This is a genomic window from Dietzia sp. ANT_WB102 (genome assembly GCF_008369165.1).
GTDB lineage: Bacteria > Actinomycetota > Actinomycetes > Mycobacteriales > Mycobacteriaceae > Dietzia.
Map to the genome: position 1 here is coordinate 1,306,151 of NZ_VOBA01000001.1, position 18,798 is coordinate 1,324,948.

An 18,798-nucleotide genomic window follows, 5' to 3' on the forward strand; every position below is an offset into this window, starting at 1 on the left:
ACGCTCGTGAAAATGGGCGGACGATGCGTCCGATTCGTCGGAGTAACACCTACAGCACAGGGAAACGGGGATCGGTGCAGCCGTCTAGCACTTTCGTTGGCACCACCGCGGTCGTGGGAGCGATCGCCCTTCTGGGATCCGGAGTGGCTTCTGCCGCCCAGGTCGAATGGCAGGACTGTACTGAGATGCTCGGCATCGAGGCCGAGTACGTCCCCGCCGGTCTCGAGTGCGGAACCGTCGAGGTTCCCGTCGACTACAACGCTCCCGACTCCGCCAAGACCCAGGTCGCGCTCACCCGCATCAAGGCCTCGTCTGGGCAGCCGCGCTCGACCGTATTCGGCAACCCCGGCGGGCCGGGCAACTACGCTCTGAACTTTTGGAGCCCGGCCCTCGACGGCACCGGCCCGGCCGGTCTGTACGAGAACCACGACCTCGTCGCTGTTCAGCCGCGCGGTCTGTACGGCTCCAACCCCATGGTCTGCAACGTCGACTACGTGGGGCCGAACGCGGTGAACCCGCTCCACGACGCCTGTTACGGGACCGATCCCGAGTACATGAAATCCATGACCACCGAGAACGCCGCCCGCGACATGAACGCGGTCCGTGAGGCGCTCGAGCTGGCCGAGGTCGACTACGTGGGCGTGTCCTACGGAACCGCGATCGGCACCGACTTCGCCACCCTGTTCCCCGAGCACACCGGCCGCATGGTGCTGGACTCCAACACCCACCCCGACTGGCGGTGGTCCAAGCAGGCCGAGCAGGGAGCGCTGGCCCAGGAGCAGCGGATCAATGACATCTTCGCGTGGATCGCGGAGCGCGACGACTACTACGGCCTCGGCGACACCCCCCTGAAGGTGTTCCAGTCCTGGAAGTGGGTCACTGACCAGGAGGTCGGCGGCCCCGCCAACCTCACTCCGCCGCCGGCCCAGACCGGTGACCTGCCCGTGGAACTCCGCGGCAGTGCGGTCGAACAGCCCGCGCTCGACGTGATCAACGGGACCGCCCCCACCCGTGCCCGTGTCGAGGGCTTCGCCCGGGCCGCGGCGCTGCAGGGACTGACGAACAACGCCACCACCGGGTTGTACGACGCCACCGTCGGCGCAACCTACTCCGAACAGGCGTGGCCGATGCTCGCCCACATCCTCAAGTACTACAACGACGGCGGCACCATCGCGCGCGTCGACTACGAGACCGTGGGACTGATGCTGGCCGCGCAGGAGAACCGCTCGCCGGTGTTCCGCACCGACATCGAGATGAACTCGATCATCACCTGCAATGAGACCGCCGCACCGGCCGACCAGCTGGGCGTGATGGCGGCCAAGGCCGACAAGGCGACCGGCGGCAACCGTCTCACCACCCGCGCCGCAGTCGAAGCCGCCGGCGATGATTGCGTCGGCTGGCAGCCCGTCGCCACAACCATCCGCCCCAACGGAGACGCGCTCGACGAGAAGCCGCTGGTGCTGCACTCCGAGAACGACGCGGTCACCCCCATCGCCGGCGCGCACCGAGTCGCCGAGGCCATGGGCGGTGCACTCGTCACCGTCGGCGGCGGCGACCACGGCACCTTCCGCATGGGCAACGAGGCCGTCGACAACCTGGTGATGGATTTCCTCGAGACCGGTGTCGCCACACCGGGCCACGTCGAGGGCAAGCCGTCCCCCGAGCCGCTGCCGAAGTGGGGCGAGTCCGAGCGCATCGCCGCCGCTCAGCAGGGCATGTCCGCCCCGGTCGCCGGTGCTGACGACTGGTACGGCACACACCGCGACGCCGGTGCCGCTCCCGCACCGGCACCTGCACCGGTCCTGCCGGCACCGGCACCGCTGCCCACGCCGCAGGAGCTGCACCAGCAGGCGGAGAAGGCGTTCCACGACTTCACCGGCCAGGTTGACGCAGCCGCCAAGGCGCTGTTCGCGCCCCCCGCACCGCCGGTGTCGCCGCAGGCCTGACACCGCGAGGGGGTACTCGCGGCCGGACTTTGAGACACTGGTCGGGTGACGACTTCGAGTGATGCCTTCCAGACCCCGTCCGGCATGTCCGGCACCACCCGATCGGCCGAGCTCTTCGCGGAGGCCAGTGAGCTGATCCCCGGCGGAGTCAACTCCCCGGTCCGTGCATTCAACTCCGTCGGCGGAACCCCGCGTTTCATGCGTGAAGCGCGGGGTTCGCGCATGATCGACGTCGACGGCAACACGTACATCGACCTCGTGTGCTCCTGGGGCCCCATGATCCACGGGCACGCACACCCCGAGATCGTCGACGCCGTCCGCGAAGCCGCGGGCCGCGGACTGAGCTTCGGCACCCCCACCGAGGGAGAAGTCGACCTCGCCCGTGAGATCGTCGCCCGCACCTCCGTCGAACAAGTGCGCCTGGTCAACTCCGGTACCGAGGCCACCATGAGCGCCGTGCGCCTGGCTCGCGGTTTCACCGGCCGCTCCAAGATCATCAAGTTCTCCGGCTGCTACCACGGTCACGTGGACGCACTGCTCGCCGACGCGGGTTCGGGCCTGGCCACGTTCTCGCTGCCGGACTCGCCCGGCGTCACCGGTGCAGCCGCCCACGACACCATCGTGCTGCCCTACAACGACATCGAAGCAGTCCGCCTGGTCTTCGCCAACCACGGCGACGAGATCGCCTGCGTGATCACCGAGGCCGCCGCCGGCAACATGGGCACCGTCCCGCCGCTGCCCGGCTTCAACGAGGAACTGCGCACCCTGTGCTCGGACAACGGCGCATTGCTTGTGATGGACGAGGTCATGACCGGGTTCCGCGCCGGCGACCGCGGCTGGTGGGGGATCGACGGCGTGGCCGGCGACCTGACCACCTTCGGCAAGGTCATGTCCGGCGGACTGCCTGCCGCGGCGTTCGGCGGTCGCGCCGACGTCATGGCGGCCCTCGCGCCGGCCGGCCCCGTCTACCAGGCCGGGACCCTGTCCGGGAACCCGGTCGCGGTAGCTGCGGGTCTGGCCTCGCTGCGGCTGGCCGACCACTCGTGCTACTACACGCTGCAGACTAACGCCGACCGGCTCGAGGCGCTCATCAGCAACGCCCTGCAGGCCGCGGGCGTCGCCCACAACATCCAGCGGGCGGGCACCATGCTCAGCGTGTTCTTTACCGAGGAGCAGGTCATCGACTACGCCGGGGCCAAGGCGGCCGAGACCTTCCGGTACGCGCCCTTCTTCAACACCCTCCTCGATCGCGGGGTCTACGCACCGCCCAGTGCGTTCGAGGCCTGGTTCGTGTCCACCGCGCTCACCGACGACGACTTCCAGCACATCGCCGACGCCCTGCCGGTGGCCGCCGAGGCTGCCGCCGCGGCGTCCGCCCCGGTGACGGGCCGATGAGCCGCACCGGGCGAGGTCTGCGGGGGCGGCTCGCTGTCCCGTCGACGGGCCCCACCTCATTGCCGATTCCCCTCCGCGGTGACCATCCGGCCCCTGCCGCGGCCCCGCCGTCGCTGCGCGGGCCCGCCGCCACCGCGGCCCCGGCAGAGGCGCCGGTCGAGACGCAGCCCGAGGGGTCCGCCGCCTACGGGGCCGAGCCGGGGACGATCGCCGTTCCGGGTGAGCCGGTCTCGTCGTCGCCGACCCCCCGCGATACCTCGTCTCGCGCGAACGAGACCCAGACGATCGTCCACCTGGTCCGCCACGGCGAGGTGTACAACCCCGAGGGCGTCCTCTACGGGCGGCTGCCCGGCTTCCGACTGTCCGAGCTGGGGCGCAGTCAAGCCGAGACCGTGGGCCGGGTCCTGGGGCAGGGACACGACATCGTGTCGGTCGTTGCCTCGCCGCTGCAGCGCGCCCAGGAAACGGCCGCGCCGCTCGCCGAGTTGCTCGGACTGCCGGTGGGGATCGACGACGACATCATCGAAGCGGACAACCGCTTTGAGGGGCGCAAGGTGGGCGGCCCCGGCGGCGCCCTGCGCGACCCGCAGTACTGGCCGATCCTGCGCAACCCTTTGAGGCCGTCGTGGGGCGAGCCGTACCTGCAGATTGCGCACCGCATGATCGGCGCCGTCTACTCCACACTCGACACCGCCCGCGGGCATGAGGCAGTCCTGGTGAGCCACCAGCTGCCGGTCTACACCACCCGCCGCTTCCTCGAAGGGCGGCGACTGTGGCACGACCCGCGGAAACGACAGTGCTCGCTGGCCTCGATCACTTCGCTGGTGTTCGAGGGCACGACGTTGCGGGACATCGTCTACTCGGAACCGGCGGGGGCGTCCGACCCGTCGCAGACTGGAGCCTGAACAATGCGCAAGACCAAGGCCGTCCTCGGCGCGTTGCTGCTGACCGGCGCTCTCACTGCCGGCTGCGCGACCGGCGACGACGCCGTGGTGGTGGGCCCGGAGACGTTCGAGTTCGTCAGCCCCGATGGGCAGATCGAGATCCACTACGACCTCCCGTCCGAGCGTAAGCCGGTCGCGTCGATCACCGGGCCCGATCTGCTGGACCCTGACCGGACGCTCACCGTGCAAGACGACTTCGCGGGCCAGGTTGTGATCCTCAACCTGTGGGGACAGTGGTGCGGGCCGTGCCGCGCCGAGTCCGACGACCTGCAACGCCTGCAGGAAGAGTTCGGGCCGCAGGGTGCCACCGTGTTCGGCATTAATCTGCGCGACCCGAACCGGCAGAAGCCCGTGGACTTTGTCGAGGACAACGGCATCACATACCCGTCGATCTGGGATCCCAGTAACGCGGCGGTCGCCGCACTACGGGGCTTCCCGACCTCCGTGGTGCCGGCGACGATCATCCTCGACAAGCAGCACCGGGTGGCGGCGGTGTACCTCGCCGAGATCACGGACGAGAAGCTGCGCGATACCGTCAACGAACTTCTCGCCGAGGAGGTCGAGCCGGTGTGAACCCTGAGGTGATCCTGCTCGCGCAGAGCGTGGGGGAGACGTTCCAGCAGACCGTGGCCAGCGGACCGATTCTGCTGGCCCTGGGCGCGTGCGTCCTGGCGGGGCTTGTGTCGTTCGCTTCGCCATGCGTGATCCCGCTGGTTCCCGGCTACCTGGCGTACCTCGCCAGCGTCGTGGGCGCCGAGCGCCCCCCGGCTACTGCTGCCGCTGCCGAACGTCAGCGCGCCGCCACAGCTACTTTGACGGTGGAGGAGCGCCGCACCCGGCGATCCTCGCGGGCCCGGGTGGTGGGCGCTTCTCTGCTGTTCGTGGGCGGCTTCACCGTGGTCTTTGTGTTGCTCAGTGCGATGGTGCTGGGCACTGTGCAGTACCTGGCGCCTCAGCAGGAGTTGCTGCAGCGCCTCGGGGGCGTGGTGACGATCCTCATGGGCCTCGTCTTTATCGGGCTCGTTCCCACCTTGCAGCGCGACACACGTATGCAGCCCAAAGCACTGTCCACCTGGATCGGTGCCCCGATGCTCGGCGCAGTGTTCGCCCTGGGCTGGACTCCGTGCCTGGGTCCGACGCTGGCCGCCGCGCTGTCGGTCGCGGCCGGCACCGGGGTCGATGCGATACGCGGGGTGCTGCTCATCGTGGCTTACTGCCTCGGTCTGGGACTCCCGTTTGTCATCGTGGCCTTTGGTTCCACCCGGGCGATGAGGACCGTCGGCTGGCTGCAGAAGCACACCCGGACCATTCAGGTGTTCGGCGGCGTCATGCTCATCCTCGTGGGACTGCTGTTGCTCACCGGTGGATGGGCGCTGTTCATCGACTGGCTGCGGGACTTCGCCATCTCCGACACCACTCTGCCCATCTGACCTGCACGGACCGCGCGGCGTCACGCAGCCTCCCGGCCGGTATGGAGACGCTGGCCTATGGCAGCGTCGAGGTCGTGTAGGAGTGCGAAGGGTAGGACCGGCGCTTTGAGTGGTGTCGGTGGTGGTGGCCCGGGTTTGGGTGACGGCGGAGTCGTTGCGCGGGGCGTTCCGGCGGGTGGGATCCATCTGACTCCTTGAGGTGCGCGCGGGTCGGGAACAGTGGTCCAGCCGGTGTCGTGGATCATGGCGTGGCAGTCGCTGCTGGCCAGGGCGAGTTCGTCGATGTTCGTGAGGCCGCCGGCGGCCCAGGGTTTTCCTGCGTGGTGGGCTTGGCAGTGCCGGGCGTCTTGGTCGCAGTCGGGGTGAGTGCATCCTCCGTAAGCAGCGAACAGGGCTAGACGTTGGTAGCGGGAGGCGGTGCGGCGCCCGCGGTAGAGCTTGAGGCCAATTTCCTGGTCGCACAGGGCCAGGAACCAGTGGTTAGCGCGGGCCATGGCCAAGGCCTGCGGCACGGGCACGCGGATCCCGCCGTCGGTCTCGCCGCAGCCGGCGAGCGTGGCGAGCTGATCGAGGTCCACGCGGACAACTATCGCCGCCGGTGCGGCGGTCTTGGCTGCATCCGCCGACAGTGCCAACTGCAGAGAATGGACCAGCGCATCGTGCATGCGCTGACCGTCGGTGCGGGTGTCCTTGGCCTCCGGGTCGGGCCATAGCCGGCCGGGTTGACCCCAGCGGGCGTGCACCTCGCGCATCAAAGCGGCCAGTTCCGGGTCCATGGTCATCGATGCCCGCGCCATCAAGTTCAGCCCCTGACCGCTACACGTGACGGATCGGCGGCGGGCGCGCTCTTCTGCGCCGCGCTCGGCGCGCCCCGGGTCGGCTGCGTCGAGGAGCCGATGCGCGTGTTCGTGCAGCCGGCGGGTCGTGCACTGGTCAGCGGCCAGGGCTATCAGCTGCGCTTCCAGGTGGGCGCGCCCCTCGTCGTCGTAGTCGTCAGGCAAGGCGGCCAGGGCGACGTTGATGACCCTGAGGTGTCCGGCTGACAGGGTGCCCTCGGCGGTGGCGCGCATGCGCGCGGTATCGGCGATAGCCGAGTCGTCGAGACGCCCGCGGGCGTCCCCGGGTGCCAGGCCCAAACCCCCGGTGAGCATCTGGCGTTCATTGACGAACCCCATCTGCCGGGCCGTGCTGGTGGTGCGCGCGGCGGCGATGACGCGGGCCTGGGTGGCGCGGATGCGACGCTGGGCTTGCTCAAGAGCGACAAGTTCGGCATGCAGCTCAGCCGCTGACGCCCGAGTCCAGTCCTGCTGTAGGTGCGCATCCAACGCGGACAGCACGGTGGTCGCTTCGCTGCTGGCCGTCGCCCACATCACGGTGTCGCTCATGTGTTCGATTAGGTCATCGGGGTACGACACGGTGCGTTGCCGAAGTTCAGGCGGCTCGCGCGACTCGGGGGACCAGCATTCAGAGGGCCGCGAGACTCCGGACCCAGACCCGATATGGGTTGTGCTCGCGACGTCGCGGTACTTCTGAATGGTTCCGCGGGCACGGTGATCGGCCCGCAATCGGTGACGTTGGTGGCCCACCCACTGGTGGGCGGTGGCTGGGATGATGTCTGCTCGTGAGCGACTACTACACCGAGATCCCCGTTGAGCTGCGACGATGCGGCCGGTCGAAGAATGTCGCCGGCCGGGGGAACCGTGTGGTGGGGTGGCCCGTCGTACAGGTTGTGGGGACAAGTAGAGCTTTCGTGGCCGTGCTTGCGGCCGGTGTGATGCTGTCGGGGTGCGCGTCGGCTGAGGGGGAAGGTGGGATGTCGACGACGACGAGCCCACCTGCCGCCGAGACGCCGGGCAATCCGTGGGATCTACCGATTGAGCAGAGGCCCGCACTGTTCGACCCGTGCGCCGAGATCCCGGTCGAGGCAATTGAGGAGGGGGTGGGGTCACCGGTACGAGTAGATGATGAGTTAAAAATTGACAGGCCGGGAGATCTAATGGCATGCGGATGGAAGAACAAGGAAGTCATCTTCGGTGTGCTTTCGACCTGGAAGTCGCGCGGTGAGTATCTGATAGACAAGACATTCCAAGCGAGCGAATCGATAATTTTAGATCGTTCGGGCCTCCGCCTGCTCAGCAAGTCAGATATGGGCGCCCACATTTGTCAACAAACGTTCTTTTCGTCGAGGGGCACTGTTTTCGTGAGCGTGGACCTCATTGACGGGCTGGCCTCGTTCAAGGGCACGAAGTTCTCGGATCCATGTTCTGTCCTGGAAAAATCAATTTCGCCGGCAATGCCATACTTGCCAAAAGGAGACTTTTGATGCTGGTTCACCTCGATACAGGTGTCGCGGAAGTTTGTATTGAGTCGTGTGGACGGTTCATAGACCAAGTCTCGACAGCGTCTAGGCTCAACGTCTCGCATATGCAATCTAGCGGAGCTGGTTCTTTTGCTACTGCTCGTCAGATCGGCACTGTGTATTCGTTGTTTGCTGGCGAGGATTTGCGGACATTGTTGAACGGGTTTGTGGACCAGGCCCGTGCGATGTCGGCTCTGTTTGCTGCTGCTGGGGGGTTGATTGAGGCGCAGGATGAGGCGTTGGCGGGGGCGTTGGCGAAGGCTGCTGCGGAACCTGCGGGGTTGCAGAGTTTGGGGTTGATTCGTGCGGGCGAGTCGGAAGTGTTTGCGCTTGATGATCGGTGCGTGATGGGTGCGTACGGCCGGGTGGGGCCGGAGGATGTGTCGGATTCGCCGTTGGAATACATCGCTAAGTGTGCTGAGGGGTTGCAGCCTGCCCAGTTCGGTGAGATCGAAGCACGGGCGAGCGCCGTGTCTGAAGCCTTGGAGAGTGCTGCGGCTCAGTTGCAGGCCGATTTAGGCAACGTTCTGGGGAGTGGTTGGCAGGGCGAGTTCGCGTCGAGTGCGCAGGATTCTGTTCGAGGTCTGGTGACCTCGGCGGTCGCACTGTCTGGGGAGTTGGGCAAGGTGGCGGTGAAGGCTCGGCGAGCGCATGACGGGTTTGTCACCACGCGCACGAATATTGCTGAGCAGGCTGTGCAGGCGAAAATTGCGCGGTCATCGGGACAAATGCAGGGGCCGGTGGCGCCGTCGACGCTGGCGCAGTCGCGGGCGCGGGTGGAGGCGGCGGAGCAGCAGGCTCGGGCGATTGTAAATACCGAATACAGCCCGGCGGTGATGGACGCCAATCTGGATGACTTGGATTTCACGGCTGCATATCGGGTGGTGTCGACTTCGGCGTTGGGAGGGCCGGGTGGTGTCGATATGGCGCGCATCTGGAATACCGAAGGCATCCCGCGCCCGGCCGAAGCGGCTGCGCCGAACCAGTCCGCGATCGCTGCGCCGGCAGGAGGAGCGACCGGCCCCGAGGTGGGCGGGGTAAGTGCTGCCGGGGGCGTGGGCGGGGTGGGTGCCGGGGCGGCGGTGAGTTCGCCGGGCGTGGCTGCAGATGCAGCCACCGAGCAGGCCCTACTCACGGCGCGTGCGGCATCGCCGGAGGGTGCCGGGGCGGTGGGGGCGTCGCAAGGACCGGGCGCGGCGGGCGCAGCGGGTACGGGTGCGGGTGGTGGCGTGAATGCGGCGACGACGGCGGCCGGGGCTCCGCTTGCTCCGGTGCCGGGGACGCATGGTCAGCAGGGCCCCGGCAGGTCAGTCGGGATGGCGGGTCTCCGGGGGATTCGAGGTGCGGCCGCTGGTGATAGCAGCCGCCGGGATCGAGGGTTCGGGTCGACGGCCGGGTTGGTCGGTGGTGGCGGGGCCGCGGCTGCAGGTGCCGGGGCGTCGCGGATGGGTGGTGCCGGGACGCTGGCCGGTATCGGAGCCGGCCGGGTCGCCACGCCCGGGGTCGGTGGGCCGGTGGCCGGGGTGCCGGGGGCTGGCTCGGTGGCTGGTGGGCCGAGTGCCGGGGCGGTGTCGTCGTCGACTGGTGCGGCCCAGGCCGGGCGGGCTGGTGGGATGCCGATGGGCGGGATGATGGGTGGCGCAGGGGCCGGGCAGAACAATGACCGTCGCGGGCACACCCCGGCGAGCTATCTGACCAATGCGACCAACACCACCGCGATCATCGGTGACCCCGTCAAAGTTGCGCCCGCGGTGCTGGGCCGCGCACCGACAGAAGACCCGGCAGCCGCCGCGCAGGACCAGCCCGAACCGTCCAGAGGCCGCGTGCTCGGCCGCAACTACACGGGACGCGGAGCCGGATAACGTCACCTTTGACGCCGGATGACCGTCACGGCGGAGCCCAGTTCACCGGGCCGCAGCCCGCAACCCGTCCAACTTCAACGCGGCATGAATCTCAAACGCACGCGGTTGCTCGCGCCACCCAGGCCCGAGCAGACGAGTGATGCGCCCGACGCGCTGCGCCACCGTGTTGGGGTGAACATTCAGGGCCTTCGCGGCGGAAGTGAGTCCTCCGGCGTGGTCGAGAACCGTCAACGCGGTGGACGCCAGTTCGGTCCCGTGGCGGGCATCCGCGTCGAGCAGCGGCCCGACCTGCACCCGCACGAACATTTCTAAATCCACCGCATCCGGATCGGTGAACAACATCGAAAACACGCCGAATTGCTCTACGCGCAGGACTTCCCCAGAATATCCGAGAGCTGCCGCCAGACGCGCCGCACGCAAAGCCTGCGAATACTCGGAACTGATCCGGGCCAGGTCACGGATGTGCCGCCCCACCACCACGTTCACAGGCAAGCGGCGCCGCATCTCCTCGGCGAGCTCGAGTACCGACGCGTCGTCGCCGGCCGGCGTCAACACCACCACCGCGTCCTCCAGTTCGGCGGCCAGACCACCGTGACGCACCGTCAGATCCGTGAAGACGCCCTCCGTGGGCTCCCCGCCGGTGTCGAGCAACAGCACCCGAAGTCCGTCGGTCCCGATACCCGAACGGTGGACCTGACGCCGAAGTTCATGGGTGGGGGACGCGGACGAGACCAATCGCCTCACCACCTCCCTCGCCGACCGACGCTCGGCATCCGCCAACGCCTGCGTGGACAGCTGGCACAACGCCGTGGCCTGCGAAGTCCACTCAAGAAGGCGTGCGGCGGCCTCGTCGTCCAGCCCCCGTGGCCCGGACACCAGATGACCCAGCACCCGGTTGTAGGCCACCACATCAATGACCGACCACCGCCGCCCCCGCACCGACACCGCGCGGACCCCGGGACGCGAAATCTCACCCCGGGTGGCCGCGAGAACGCCCGGGTCGGGCATCCCCGGCACGGCGCCGATCACGTGGCCGCCCGGACCGCGTGAAGTGTCCACATACGCGATGTCGATGCCAGCCTCGCCTCGCACGGCGTCCAGAACCTCGGCGACCCCGGCCCCGTCCAGGATGATGGAACTGAGTCGGGCCTGGAGCCGGGACTGACGCTCCTGCTCGGCACGCTTGGTCTCGGACTGCTCGATCGCCACAGACAACTCCCGCAACGCCCGTTCCCGGCGTTCATCCGACTCGGCGTTCTGCAGGGCGATCGCCGCGTGCTGCGCGAGAGCGGTCAACAGGAAGACTTCGTCGTCGGTGAACGCCGACGCGTGCGACCGCGCGGCGAACAATAGTCCGGTAATCCGCCCCGACACCATCAGCGGAGTGCCGAGCAGGGTCGAGATTCCCTGACGTGCGAGCAAGTCCGTGTAACCGGGGGAGCGGGCGATCCGGTGGGTGGACCCGTAGTCACTGACCTGGAACGTCTCGCCCGTCTGCAGGACGATCCCGCCCACCCCGACACCCGGTGCCACAGTGACCCCCAGGAACTCGGGGTCGAGGTCACCGCTCCAAGCGCGGATAGCGAACGAGCCCTCGCCGCTCTCGTCGGGAGTGTTGAGGTAGACGTACTCGCATTCGAGCAGGCGGCGCGCCCTCGAGGTGATCTCACGGAGCACCGCGTCCACATTGTGGATGGCCACGAGTTCGCCGGTCGACTCGTGGACCTCGCGCATCCGGGAGGCCCGCAGGTGTTCGGTCATCAACGCACCGCGCGCGGCGTGCGCGGCGGCCCGGACCCGTGCGGCCTCCGCGGCGTCGAGTCCGGCTTCGGCGCGGCGAAGGTGGGCGTCGAAATCCGCCTCGGAGTCCCGGTCGGCGATGCTGCGCAGGAGACCGGACAGTGAACCGGAAGTATCCGAACCGTCGTCTGCATCATGTGCGATGACCACAAAAATCAATCTACAGCAGTGACCTCAGCACATTGCCCGACGGAGCGGCCGCACATATGGTCACAGCTAAGTGCAGTGGGTCACACCCTTCGCCGCTGGTGGTGAAGGGCCAGGGACCCAGCAGAGCCTCTACCTCGAGAAGGTGTGACAACGCATGGTGAACAGTCGTATCCCGGGACTCAAAGACCTGACCCTGGAGGAGCGTCGCGAAATCGTGGCGGCCAACTCCCCCCTCGAGTCAGCGGACTTCGCGGCGTGGGATCCCGCGACCGCGCTGACGCTCGACCAGGCCGACCACATGATCGAGAACGTGGTGGGCGTACTGCCCATCCCCGTCGGGTTCGCGGCCAACTTCACCATCAACGGTCGCGACGTGCTCGTCCCGATGGCCACCGAGGAACCGTCGGTCGTCGCCGCAGCGTCCAACGCGGCCCGCATCGCTCGCGCCTCGGGCGGGTTCACCACCAGCTCGTCCGACCCGATCATGCGGGCGCAGATCCAGTTGGTGGACGTGGCCGACCCCGAGGCTGCCAGGCTCCGCCTGTTCGAGGCGCGGGACGAACTCATCGCCACTGCCAACGAGCAGGATCCGATGCTGGTCACCCTCGGTGGAGGTGTTCGGGATATCGAGGTGCAGCTGGTCGAGGCCCGCACTCAGACCTACGTGGTACTGCACCTCATCGTGGATGTCCGCGACGCCATGGGCGCCAACGCGGTCAACACGATGGCTGAGGCGCTCGCCGAGCGCGTGGGCGAGATCGCCCAGGGGCGAGCGATCCTCCGGATCCTCAGCAATAAGGCCGACCTGCGGCTGGCGCGGGCGCGAGCGGTGTTCTCCGCCGAGCAGCTCGGTGGAGAGCACATCGTCGACGACATCGTCCACGCCGCCGCACTGGCGGAGGCCGACCCGTACCGTGCCGCCACCCACAACAAGGGAGCGACGAACGGCATCATCGCCGTCGTGCTGGCCACCGGCAACGACACTCGCGCGGTTGAGGCGGGAATCCACTCCCACGCCGTCCGCGATGGTCGGTACTCCTCGCTCACCAAGTTTGAGAAGGACGCCAACGGCGACTTGGTGGCCTCGCTCGAGGTCCCCATGGCCGTGGGCCTCGTTGGCGGTGCCACGAAGGTGCACCCCGGTGCGCAGGCGGCCGTCAAGATGCTGGGGGTCACCACCGCCTCCGAGCTCGCAGAGGTGATCGCGGCCGTCGGACTGGCCCAGAACGTCGCCGGCCTGCGTGTGCTGGCCACCGAGGGAGTGCAGCGAGGTCACATGTCGCTGCACGCCCGCAATGTGGCAGTGTCCGCGGGCGCGACCACACCGGAGGAGATCACTGCCGTGGCCACCCGCATGGTGTCAGAGAAGGCCGTCCGCGCCGAGCGGGCCGCCGAAATTCTTGAGGAGCTGCGTCGCGATGGCCGATAACCCGGAACGGACGGCCGCACCGGCGGTCGCCCCGGACGCCGAACCCGAACTGGTCAGCGTCTGGAATGAGACCGTCAAGACCCGCCACTTGGGGCTGTCGCTGCTCATCAGCGTCCCCGCGACGCTGATTGCGCTACTGGTGTCGCAGCAGGTCCTCGGCTCGGTCATGGACGACCAGGAGATAGCCAGGACCTACTCCCTGCTGATCGGTCTCGCTGTCGTCGTGTCCACGGCCGTCCTCAACGCGCGACTGTTCGCCCCGCAGCGCATCGTCACCACCGAGGCGCCGGAGGACAGCACCTCGTTCGAGGACACCCTGAGGGAGCTGGCGACCGAGCCCGGTGGGCTCGGTGATACCTCGCGGGTGCCGGAGCAGATCCGGCAGGAGATGCGTGACCTCGGACTGTACGACGCGTTCGTCGACTCGGAGCGGCGCGCGGCCGGCGACGTCGACGGCGCAGGGGTCGACCACGCAGGGAAGGCGGGTGACCGGTGATGTTCGGACAGATCATCGAGCTGCTGCCCGTTGGCCTGCTCTGGGCGCTCATCGGCGCCGTCGTCTTTGGCGCGCTCGGCCTGGTCTCGGGTACGGACGAGACGGCCACCATCACCCCCATCACCCTGCTCGTGGTGCTGCTGGGCGTGCCTCCGGTCGGGATCTTCGCGTTCTTCATCGCGGCGGTGGTGTCCAAACACCTCACCCACGCGATCCCCACCACCATGCTGGGGATCCCCGGTGACACCATGGCCATCCCTCTCCTCGAGGAGGCCAATTACCTGCGCAGACTGGGAATCCCGCACATCGCCCTGCGCAAGGCGATCAGTGGCGGCATCATCGCCGCCCTCGTCTCGGTGCCCGTTTCGGTGGGTATCGCCGGGCTGCTGAGCCCGTTCGCCGACGCCGTTTCCACTGCGGCCCCGTGGATTTTCCTCGCGGCCACCGTGCTGATCGCGTTCTTCTCGCCGGCCCGGACCGCGGGCGTACTCGTGATCATCCCGTTCGTCATGCTCATCCTGGGACTGCGCGCGGTCGCCGGGGATTTCGGGGGACAGCCGCTGACAGTGAGCTTTTTCCTGGGTATCGCCGCGGGGCCCCTGATCCTCGACCTGCTCTTGGTGTCGTCGCCCGCCGGTCGGCGGGAGGCGCGACGGGACGAGGTGGAGACGCGGCACATGGCCGTGTCCGGCTCCTCGAACGGGCGGTACTTCCCCAACCCTCTGAAGATTCTTGACCGTCGTCAGGTGGGCCTGACTATTGCGGCGTCGGCCGTCTCCTCGAGCACGTTCGTGTTCAGCCCGGTCGCGATGACGGTCATGGTGGGCGAGGCGATCCGACGCGTTCCCAAGAACGTCTACCACCGACTCACCACGCAGATGGCCGTCAAGAACGGCACCACCGAATCAACCTATCTCGGTGAGACCCTCATCCCGCTGGTGGCGTTCGGACTGCCGCTGAGCCCGATGTCAGTGGGACCGGCCGCGCCACTGTTCAACGCCCCGCCGCGCTTCACCGTGGACACCGAGACGGGGGAGGTCAACAACCTCCACACACTCATGAGCTCGTGGGAGTTCCTCGTGTTCGGCCTCGTCGGGGTGATCGTCGCCGCTGTGGTGGTGTACCCGCTCGCGATGAAGTTCGCGGCCCCGGCCGCCTCGTTCGTCATGCGCAAGGTCAGTCACGAGGCCGTGGTGGCCGCATTCACCGCCCTGATCCTCATGGTGGCGGTGTGGGAGGGCGGCGTCTACGGCGTGCTTGTGGTGGTGACGGTCGGTTTGGTCGGCGGACTACTGTCCCGCGCGTTCAAACTCCACGCCGGTGTGCAATTCATGGCGTTCTACGTCGCGCTGCTGACAGTCCCGGCGATCCTCGCCCTGTTCTAGGAAGGTATTTCGATGACCGTGCGTATCGCCAACTGCAGTGGGTTCCTCGGGGACCGGAAGACCGGCCCGCGGGAGATGCTCGAGGGCGGTCCCGTGGACTACCTGACCGGTGACTGGCTGGCGGAGCTCACCATGAGCATCCTCGCCAAGCAGCGTTCGCGAGACCCGGAGGCCGGGTTCCCAACCTCCTTCGTGGACCAGATCTCCGATGTCCTGGGACTGGCCCGGGACAAGGGGGTCAAGATCCTCGCCAACGCCGGCGGCGTCAACCCACACGGGTGCGCTGCCGCGGTGGCCGAGGCGGCCCGTGAGCGGGGCGTCGAGGTGAGGATCGCCGTGGTGGACGGCGACGACGTGGTGGACCGCGTCGACGAACTCCGGGCGGACGGCTGGCGGGCCGAGCACCTTGACTCCGGTGAGCCGTTCGCTGACACCGGCCTCACCCCCGCCGTGGTGAACGTCTACCTGGGCGCGTGGGGCATCGTCGAGGCCCTGCGGGCCGGGGCCGACGTGGTCATCACCGGCCGCGTGTCGGACGCGTCCCCGATCGTCGCCGCCGCCGCCGCGCACTACGGCTGGGAGCCCGGCGACCTCGACCGGATTGCGGGCGCGGTGGTGGCCGGTCACCTCATCGAGTGCAGTGCGCAGGTCTCCGGCGGCAACTTCTCGTTCTTCACGGAGATTCCGCACCCGGAGCACCCGGGTTTTCCGATCGCGGAGATCGAGTCCGACGGCAGCTGCGTGATCACCAAACACCCGGGCACCGGCGGGGTCATCACCACCGAGACCGTGATCTCCCAGCTGCTGTACGAGATCAACGGTCCGGACTACGCCAACCCGGATGTGCTGTCCCGCTTCGACCGCCTGCAGGTCGAGCAGGTGGGCCCGGACCGAGTCCGCGTCCACGGTGCGTTTGGTGAGGTCGTGCCGGCCACGCTCAAGGCGGGGATCGTGGCCGACCACGGGTGGTCCGCCGAGATGTCGGTCCTGGTCACCGGCGGTCAGCGCCGCCTCAAGGCGGACTACTGCCTACGCCAGCTGTGGGCGGAGTTCCCGGAGGGGCGCGGGTCGTTCGACGACGTGGTGGTGAACCTCATCGGTTCCGAGACCGAGGATCCACAGACGCTCGACGAGGGCACCAGCATCCTCCGGATCGCCGTCGCCGATGCGGACAAGGAGTTGGTCACCCGCTTCCCGCGGGCGTTGGTGGAGATCCTGCTGGGCGGTTTCCCGGGCATGGCCCTCACCTCACCGCCGAGCCGGGCTCGTCGTCGTCAACTGTTCTGGCCCACGCTCATCCCCGCCACCGCGGTGCCGGAGCGGGTGACGTTCGAGGGGCGGACGTGGGAGGTGGAGCGTGCGCCCGCGCTTGCCGCCGTGGATGAGACCCCGCTGCCTGAGGTGGGGACCGGAAAGTACGAGTACGACGACGAGACCGGCGTCTCCGTCCCGCTCGGCAGCATCGCCGGTAGCCGATCCGGCGACAAGGGCGGAAACGCCACGCTGGGCATCTGGGCCTTGTCGGATGAGGCGCACGAGTTCCTCAGCCGGTGGTGGACCGAGGACAACGTCGCCAGTCTGCTGCCGCCGGAGGAATACTCGGCACTTCGGTTGTGGGCCATCCCCAGCCTCAGGGCTCTCGGCGTGACGGTGACCGGGTACCTCGGCCTGGGCACCGCGACCAACATCGCGTTGGACACGCAGGCCAAGGGACTCGGTGAGTTCGTCCGCGCCCGCCACCTCACAGTGCCGCGCTCCGTGGTGGAGAGCGTCAGCCGCGGCTGAGTCCGAACCGCCTGGTGAGCCGCCGCTCTGCAGGGGTGGCGGCGGCTCACCCTGCCAGGATCCGCTCAGGAAGGCCCTACTAGCCTGGGTGCGACCGGCGCCGAGCCGCCTCGGCGCGCCGCGACCCGCAGATGGACACCATGCCCAGAACCGCTGCCGTTATCGCCTTCTTCCGCAACGCGTGGCGCACCCTCACCGCCATGCGCACGGCGCTGATCCTGCTGTTCCTCCTGGCCGTCGCCGCCATCCCCGGCGCACTCCTGCCGCAGCGCAGCCTCAACGAGGGCAACGTCAACAAATACATCGCCGAGAACGGCTGGCTGGGGGAGGCCTACGACAAGCTGCAACTGTTCGACGTGTTCAGCAGTTGGTGGTTCACCGCCATCTACGTCCTGCTGTTCATCTCGCTGATCGGCTGTCTCACCCCGCGCTGTGTCGAACTGGTCCGTCAGTTGCGTACGCCGCCGCCGCTCACCCCCCGCAACCTGTCCCGGCTGCCGCACCACGCGGCGTACCGCACAACGGCGACGCCCGAGCAGGCCGCCGACCAGATCCGGCGCGAGCTCAAGGGCCGGGTCCGGCGCAACGACGGCGACGGCCGCGTCCCCGGCACCATCGAGTTCTCCTCCGAGCGCGGTTACTCGCGCGAGGTCGGCAACATCGTCTTCCACTTCGGTCTGCTCGCGTTGCTCATCATGTTCGCGGCCGGCAAGTTCGTCTACTCCGAGGGCATGCGCGTGATCATCGCCAACGAGGACTCGCCCGCGTTCTGCAACACCACCCCCAGCGCGTACGACTCGTTCCGCGCCGGGCTGCTCATCGACGGCACCGACCTCGAACAGTTCTGCCTCAAGGTCGAGGACTTCCGCGCCGACTACCTGCCCAACGGCCAGGCCAAGATGTTCACCTCCAACGTCCGCTACAGCGGAGAGGTCACCACCACCGACCCCGACACGTGGGAGCCGTACGAGATGCGGGTCAACCACCCGCTGCGCGTCGGCTCCACCCGCGTCTACCTGCAGGGACACGGCTTCGCGCCCACCTTCACGGTGACGTTCCCCAACGGGGAGACCCGCACGGACACGCAGCATTGGCAGCCGACCGATCTGCAGACGTTCCTGTCCTCGGGCATCATGCGCTTCGACCCGCCGGCCGGCCTGTACCCCGACCTGGTCGAGCGGCGTACGCAGCAGATCGCCATCCAGGGCCTGTTCGCGCCGACCGCGCAGTTCGACGGCAAATTGCTCAGTTCACGCTTCCCGCGGATGGATGACCCGGCGGTGGCGATCGACGTCTACCGCGGCGACGCCGGTCTCGACACCGGCCGCCCGCAGTCGATCTTCTCGCTCGAGCCGGACCTCATCGAATCCGGTGCGCTCGAGCGTGAGGCCCGCGTCAACCTCAAGCCCGGCGAGAGCACGACCCTCCCTGATGGCACCACGGTCCGCTTCGACGGAGCGGACGAGTTCATCAATATCCAGATCTCGGACGATCCCACGCAGATCTGGGTGGGCGTGTCCGCCGCCGTCATGATGGCCGGCCTGGTGCTGAGCCTGATGGTGCGGCGCCGGAGGATCTGGGCGAGGGTGAGTGTTGACGACGACGACGTCACCCGCGTCGAACTGGGTGGCCTCGCCAAGACGGACCGATCCGGCTGGGGCAGCGAGTTCGACGAGCTCCGCGACCGGCTGGTCTCCGGGGCGGCCGTCACACCCGTCTTGCCGGATGAGGCACAACAGGGACACACTTCAACCAGTCGCGGCACCGCCGACGACGACGTGCGGAAGGACGACACCCGGTGATCACTCTGACCCTCG

At 68.1% G+C, this 18,798-nt stretch carries 14 protein-coding genes; 12 read left to right on the forward strand and 2 right to left on the reverse strand.

From position 1 onward, the window contains the following. Positions 1–143: 143 nt before the first annotated feature. The 5 genes from FQ137_RS05965 (at position 144) to FQ137_RS05985 (ending at position 5,715) form a co-directional block, all read left to right on the forward strand. A complete protein-coding gene (locus tag FQ137_RS05965; protein ID WP_255583671.1) occupies positions 144–1,946 on the forward strand; it encodes an alpha/beta fold hydrolase in 1,803 nt (600 codons plus the stop codon). A gap of 84 nt (positions 1,947–2,030) precedes the next feature. Continuing rightward, the gene (gene hemL / locus FQ137_RS05970; protein ID WP_149292676.1) at positions 2,031–3,341 is read left to right on the forward strand and encodes a glutamate-1-semialdehyde 2,1-aminomutase; all 1,311 of its coding nucleotides are present in this window, start codon (positions 2,031–2,033) and stop codon (positions 3,339–3,341) included. A 284-nt stretch (positions 3,342–3,625) separates the two neighbouring features. Continuing rightward, entirely contained in the window at positions 3,626–4,246 is a 621-nt protein-coding gene (locus tag FQ137_RS05975; protein WP_149292677.1) for a histidine phosphatase family protein, read from the forward strand. Between the two features lie 3 nt (positions 4,247–4,249). Then, positions 4,250–4,858: a TlpA disulfide reductase family protein gene (locus FQ137_RS05980; RefSeq protein WP_149291582.1), complete on the forward strand. Its 609-nt coding sequence runs from the start codon at positions 4,250–4,252 to the stop codon at positions 4,856–4,858. After that, positions 4,855–5,715, forward strand: a complete 861-nt coding sequence (locus FQ137_RS05985; RefSeq protein WP_149291583.1) for a cytochrome c biogenesis CcdA family protein — start codon at positions 4,855–4,857, stop codon at positions 5,713–5,715. The genes FQ137_RS05980 and FQ137_RS05985 overlap by 4 nt, the downstream gene beginning before the upstream one ends. Positions 5,716–5,735: 20 nt before the next feature. On the opposite strand, the gene FQ137_RS05990 is transcribed toward FQ137_RS05985, so the two are convergent. After that, complete coding sequence (locus FQ137_RS05990) at positions 5,736–7,100, reverse strand: HNH endonuclease signature motif containing protein (protein WP_149291584.1); 1,365 nt, start codon at positions 7,098–7,100, stop codon at positions 5,736–5,738. 236 nt (positions 7,101–7,336) lie between these two features. On the opposite strand from FQ137_RS05990, the gene FQ137_RS05995 reads away from it, so the two are divergent. Together FQ137_RS05995 and FQ137_RS15345 are read left to right on the forward strand one after the other, a co-directional pair. After that, positions 7,337–8,038, forward strand: a complete 702-nt coding sequence (locus FQ137_RS05995; protein WP_149291585.1) for a DUF3558 family protein — start codon at positions 7,337–7,339, stop codon at positions 8,036–8,038. Continuing rightward, complete coding sequence (locus tag FQ137_RS15345) at positions 7,975–9,936, forward strand: hypothetical protein (RefSeq protein ID WP_188064791.1); 1,962 nt, start codon at positions 7,975–7,977, stop codon at positions 9,934–9,936. Before FQ137_RS05995 ends, FQ137_RS15345 begins: the two co-directional genes overlap by 64 nt. Positions 9,937–9,978: 42 nt before the next feature. Here FQ137_RS15345 and FQ137_RS06005 read toward each other — a convergent pair whose 3' ends face one another. Next, positions 9,979–11,886: a GAF domain-containing protein gene (locus FQ137_RS06005; protein WP_149291586.1), complete on the reverse strand. Its 1,908-nt coding sequence runs from the start codon at positions 11,884–11,886 to the stop codon at positions 9,979–9,981. Positions 11,887–12,040: 154 nt separating this feature from the next. Here FQ137_RS06005 and FQ137_RS06010 point away from each other — a divergent pair, with 154 nt between their 5' ends. The 5 genes from FQ137_RS06010 to FQ137_RS06030 all read left to right on the forward strand — a co-directional run bounded on the left by FQ137_RS06010 (position 12,041) and on the right by FQ137_RS06030 (position 18,783). Further along, positions 12,041–13,315: a hydroxymethylglutaryl-CoA reductase, degradative gene (locus FQ137_RS06010; RefSeq protein ID WP_149291587.1), complete on the forward strand. Its 1,275-nt coding sequence runs from the start codon at positions 12,041–12,043 to the stop codon at positions 13,313–13,315. Then, positions 13,305–13,811, forward strand: coding sequence for a hypothetical protein (locus FQ137_RS06015; RefSeq protein ID WP_149291588.1), 507 nt, complete (start codon positions 13,305–13,307; stop codon positions 13,809–13,811). The genes FQ137_RS06010 and FQ137_RS06015 overlap by 11 nt, the downstream gene beginning before the upstream one ends. Then, on the forward strand, positions 13,811–15,196 hold the full coding sequence (locus FQ137_RS06020; protein ID WP_149292678.1) for a tripartite tricarboxylate transporter permease: 1,386 nt from the start codon (positions 13,811–13,813) through the stop codon (positions 15,194–15,196). The genes FQ137_RS06015 and FQ137_RS06020 overlap by 1 nt, the downstream gene beginning before the upstream one ends. Positions 15,197–15,208: 12 nt before the next feature. Next, positions 15,209–16,981 (forward strand): acyclic terpene utilization AtuA family protein, encoded by a 1,773-nt coding sequence (locus FQ137_RS06025; RefSeq protein WP_149291589.1) that lies wholly within the window; start codon positions 15,209–15,211, stop codon positions 16,979–16,981. Between the two features lie 140 nt (positions 16,982–17,121). Beyond that, entirely contained in the window at positions 17,122–18,783 is a 1,662-nt protein-coding gene (locus FQ137_RS06030) for a cytochrome c biogenesis protein ResB (protein WP_149291590.1), read from the forward strand. The last annotated feature ends 15 nt before the right edge of the window (positions 18,784–18,798 follow it).

Bases quoted from the DNA above. Each gene is read 5' to 3' on its own strand.
- FQ137_RS06015 (WP_149291588.1), top strand. From the start codon at position 13,305: ATGGCCGATAACCCGGAACGGACGGCCGCACCGGCGGTCGCCCCGGAC.
- FQ137_RS05990 (WP_149291584.1), bottom strand. From the start codon at position 7,100: ATGAGCGACACCGTGATGTGGGCGACGGCCAGCAGCGAAGCGACCACC.
- FQ137_RS06030 (WP_149291590.1), top strand. From the start codon at position 17,122: ATGCCCAGAACCGCTGCCGTTATCGCCTTCTTCCGCAACGCGTGGCGC.
- FQ137_RS05980 (WP_149291582.1), top strand. From the start codon at position 4,250: ATGCGCAAGACCAAGGCCGTCCTCGGCGCGTTGCTGCTGACCGGCGCT.
- FQ137_RS06010 (WP_149291587.1), top strand. From the start codon at position 12,041: ATGGTGAACAGTCGTATCCCGGGACTCAAAGACCTGACCCTGGAGGAG.
- FQ137_RS15345 (WP_188064791.1), top strand. From the start codon at position 7,975: ATGTTCTGTCCTGGAAAAATCAATTTCGCCGGCAATGCCATACTTGCC.
- FQ137_RS06020 (WP_149292678.1), top strand. From the start codon at position 13,811: ATGTTCGGACAGATCATCGAGCTGCTGCCCGTTGGCCTGCTCTGGGCG.
- hemL (WP_149292676.1), top strand. From the start codon at position 2,031: ATGTCCGGCACCACCCGATCGGCCGAGCTCTTCGCGGAGGCCAGTGAG.
- FQ137_RS06025 (WP_149291589.1), top strand. From the start codon at position 15,209: ATGACCGTGCGTATCGCCAACTGCAGTGGGTTCCTCGGGGACCGGAAG.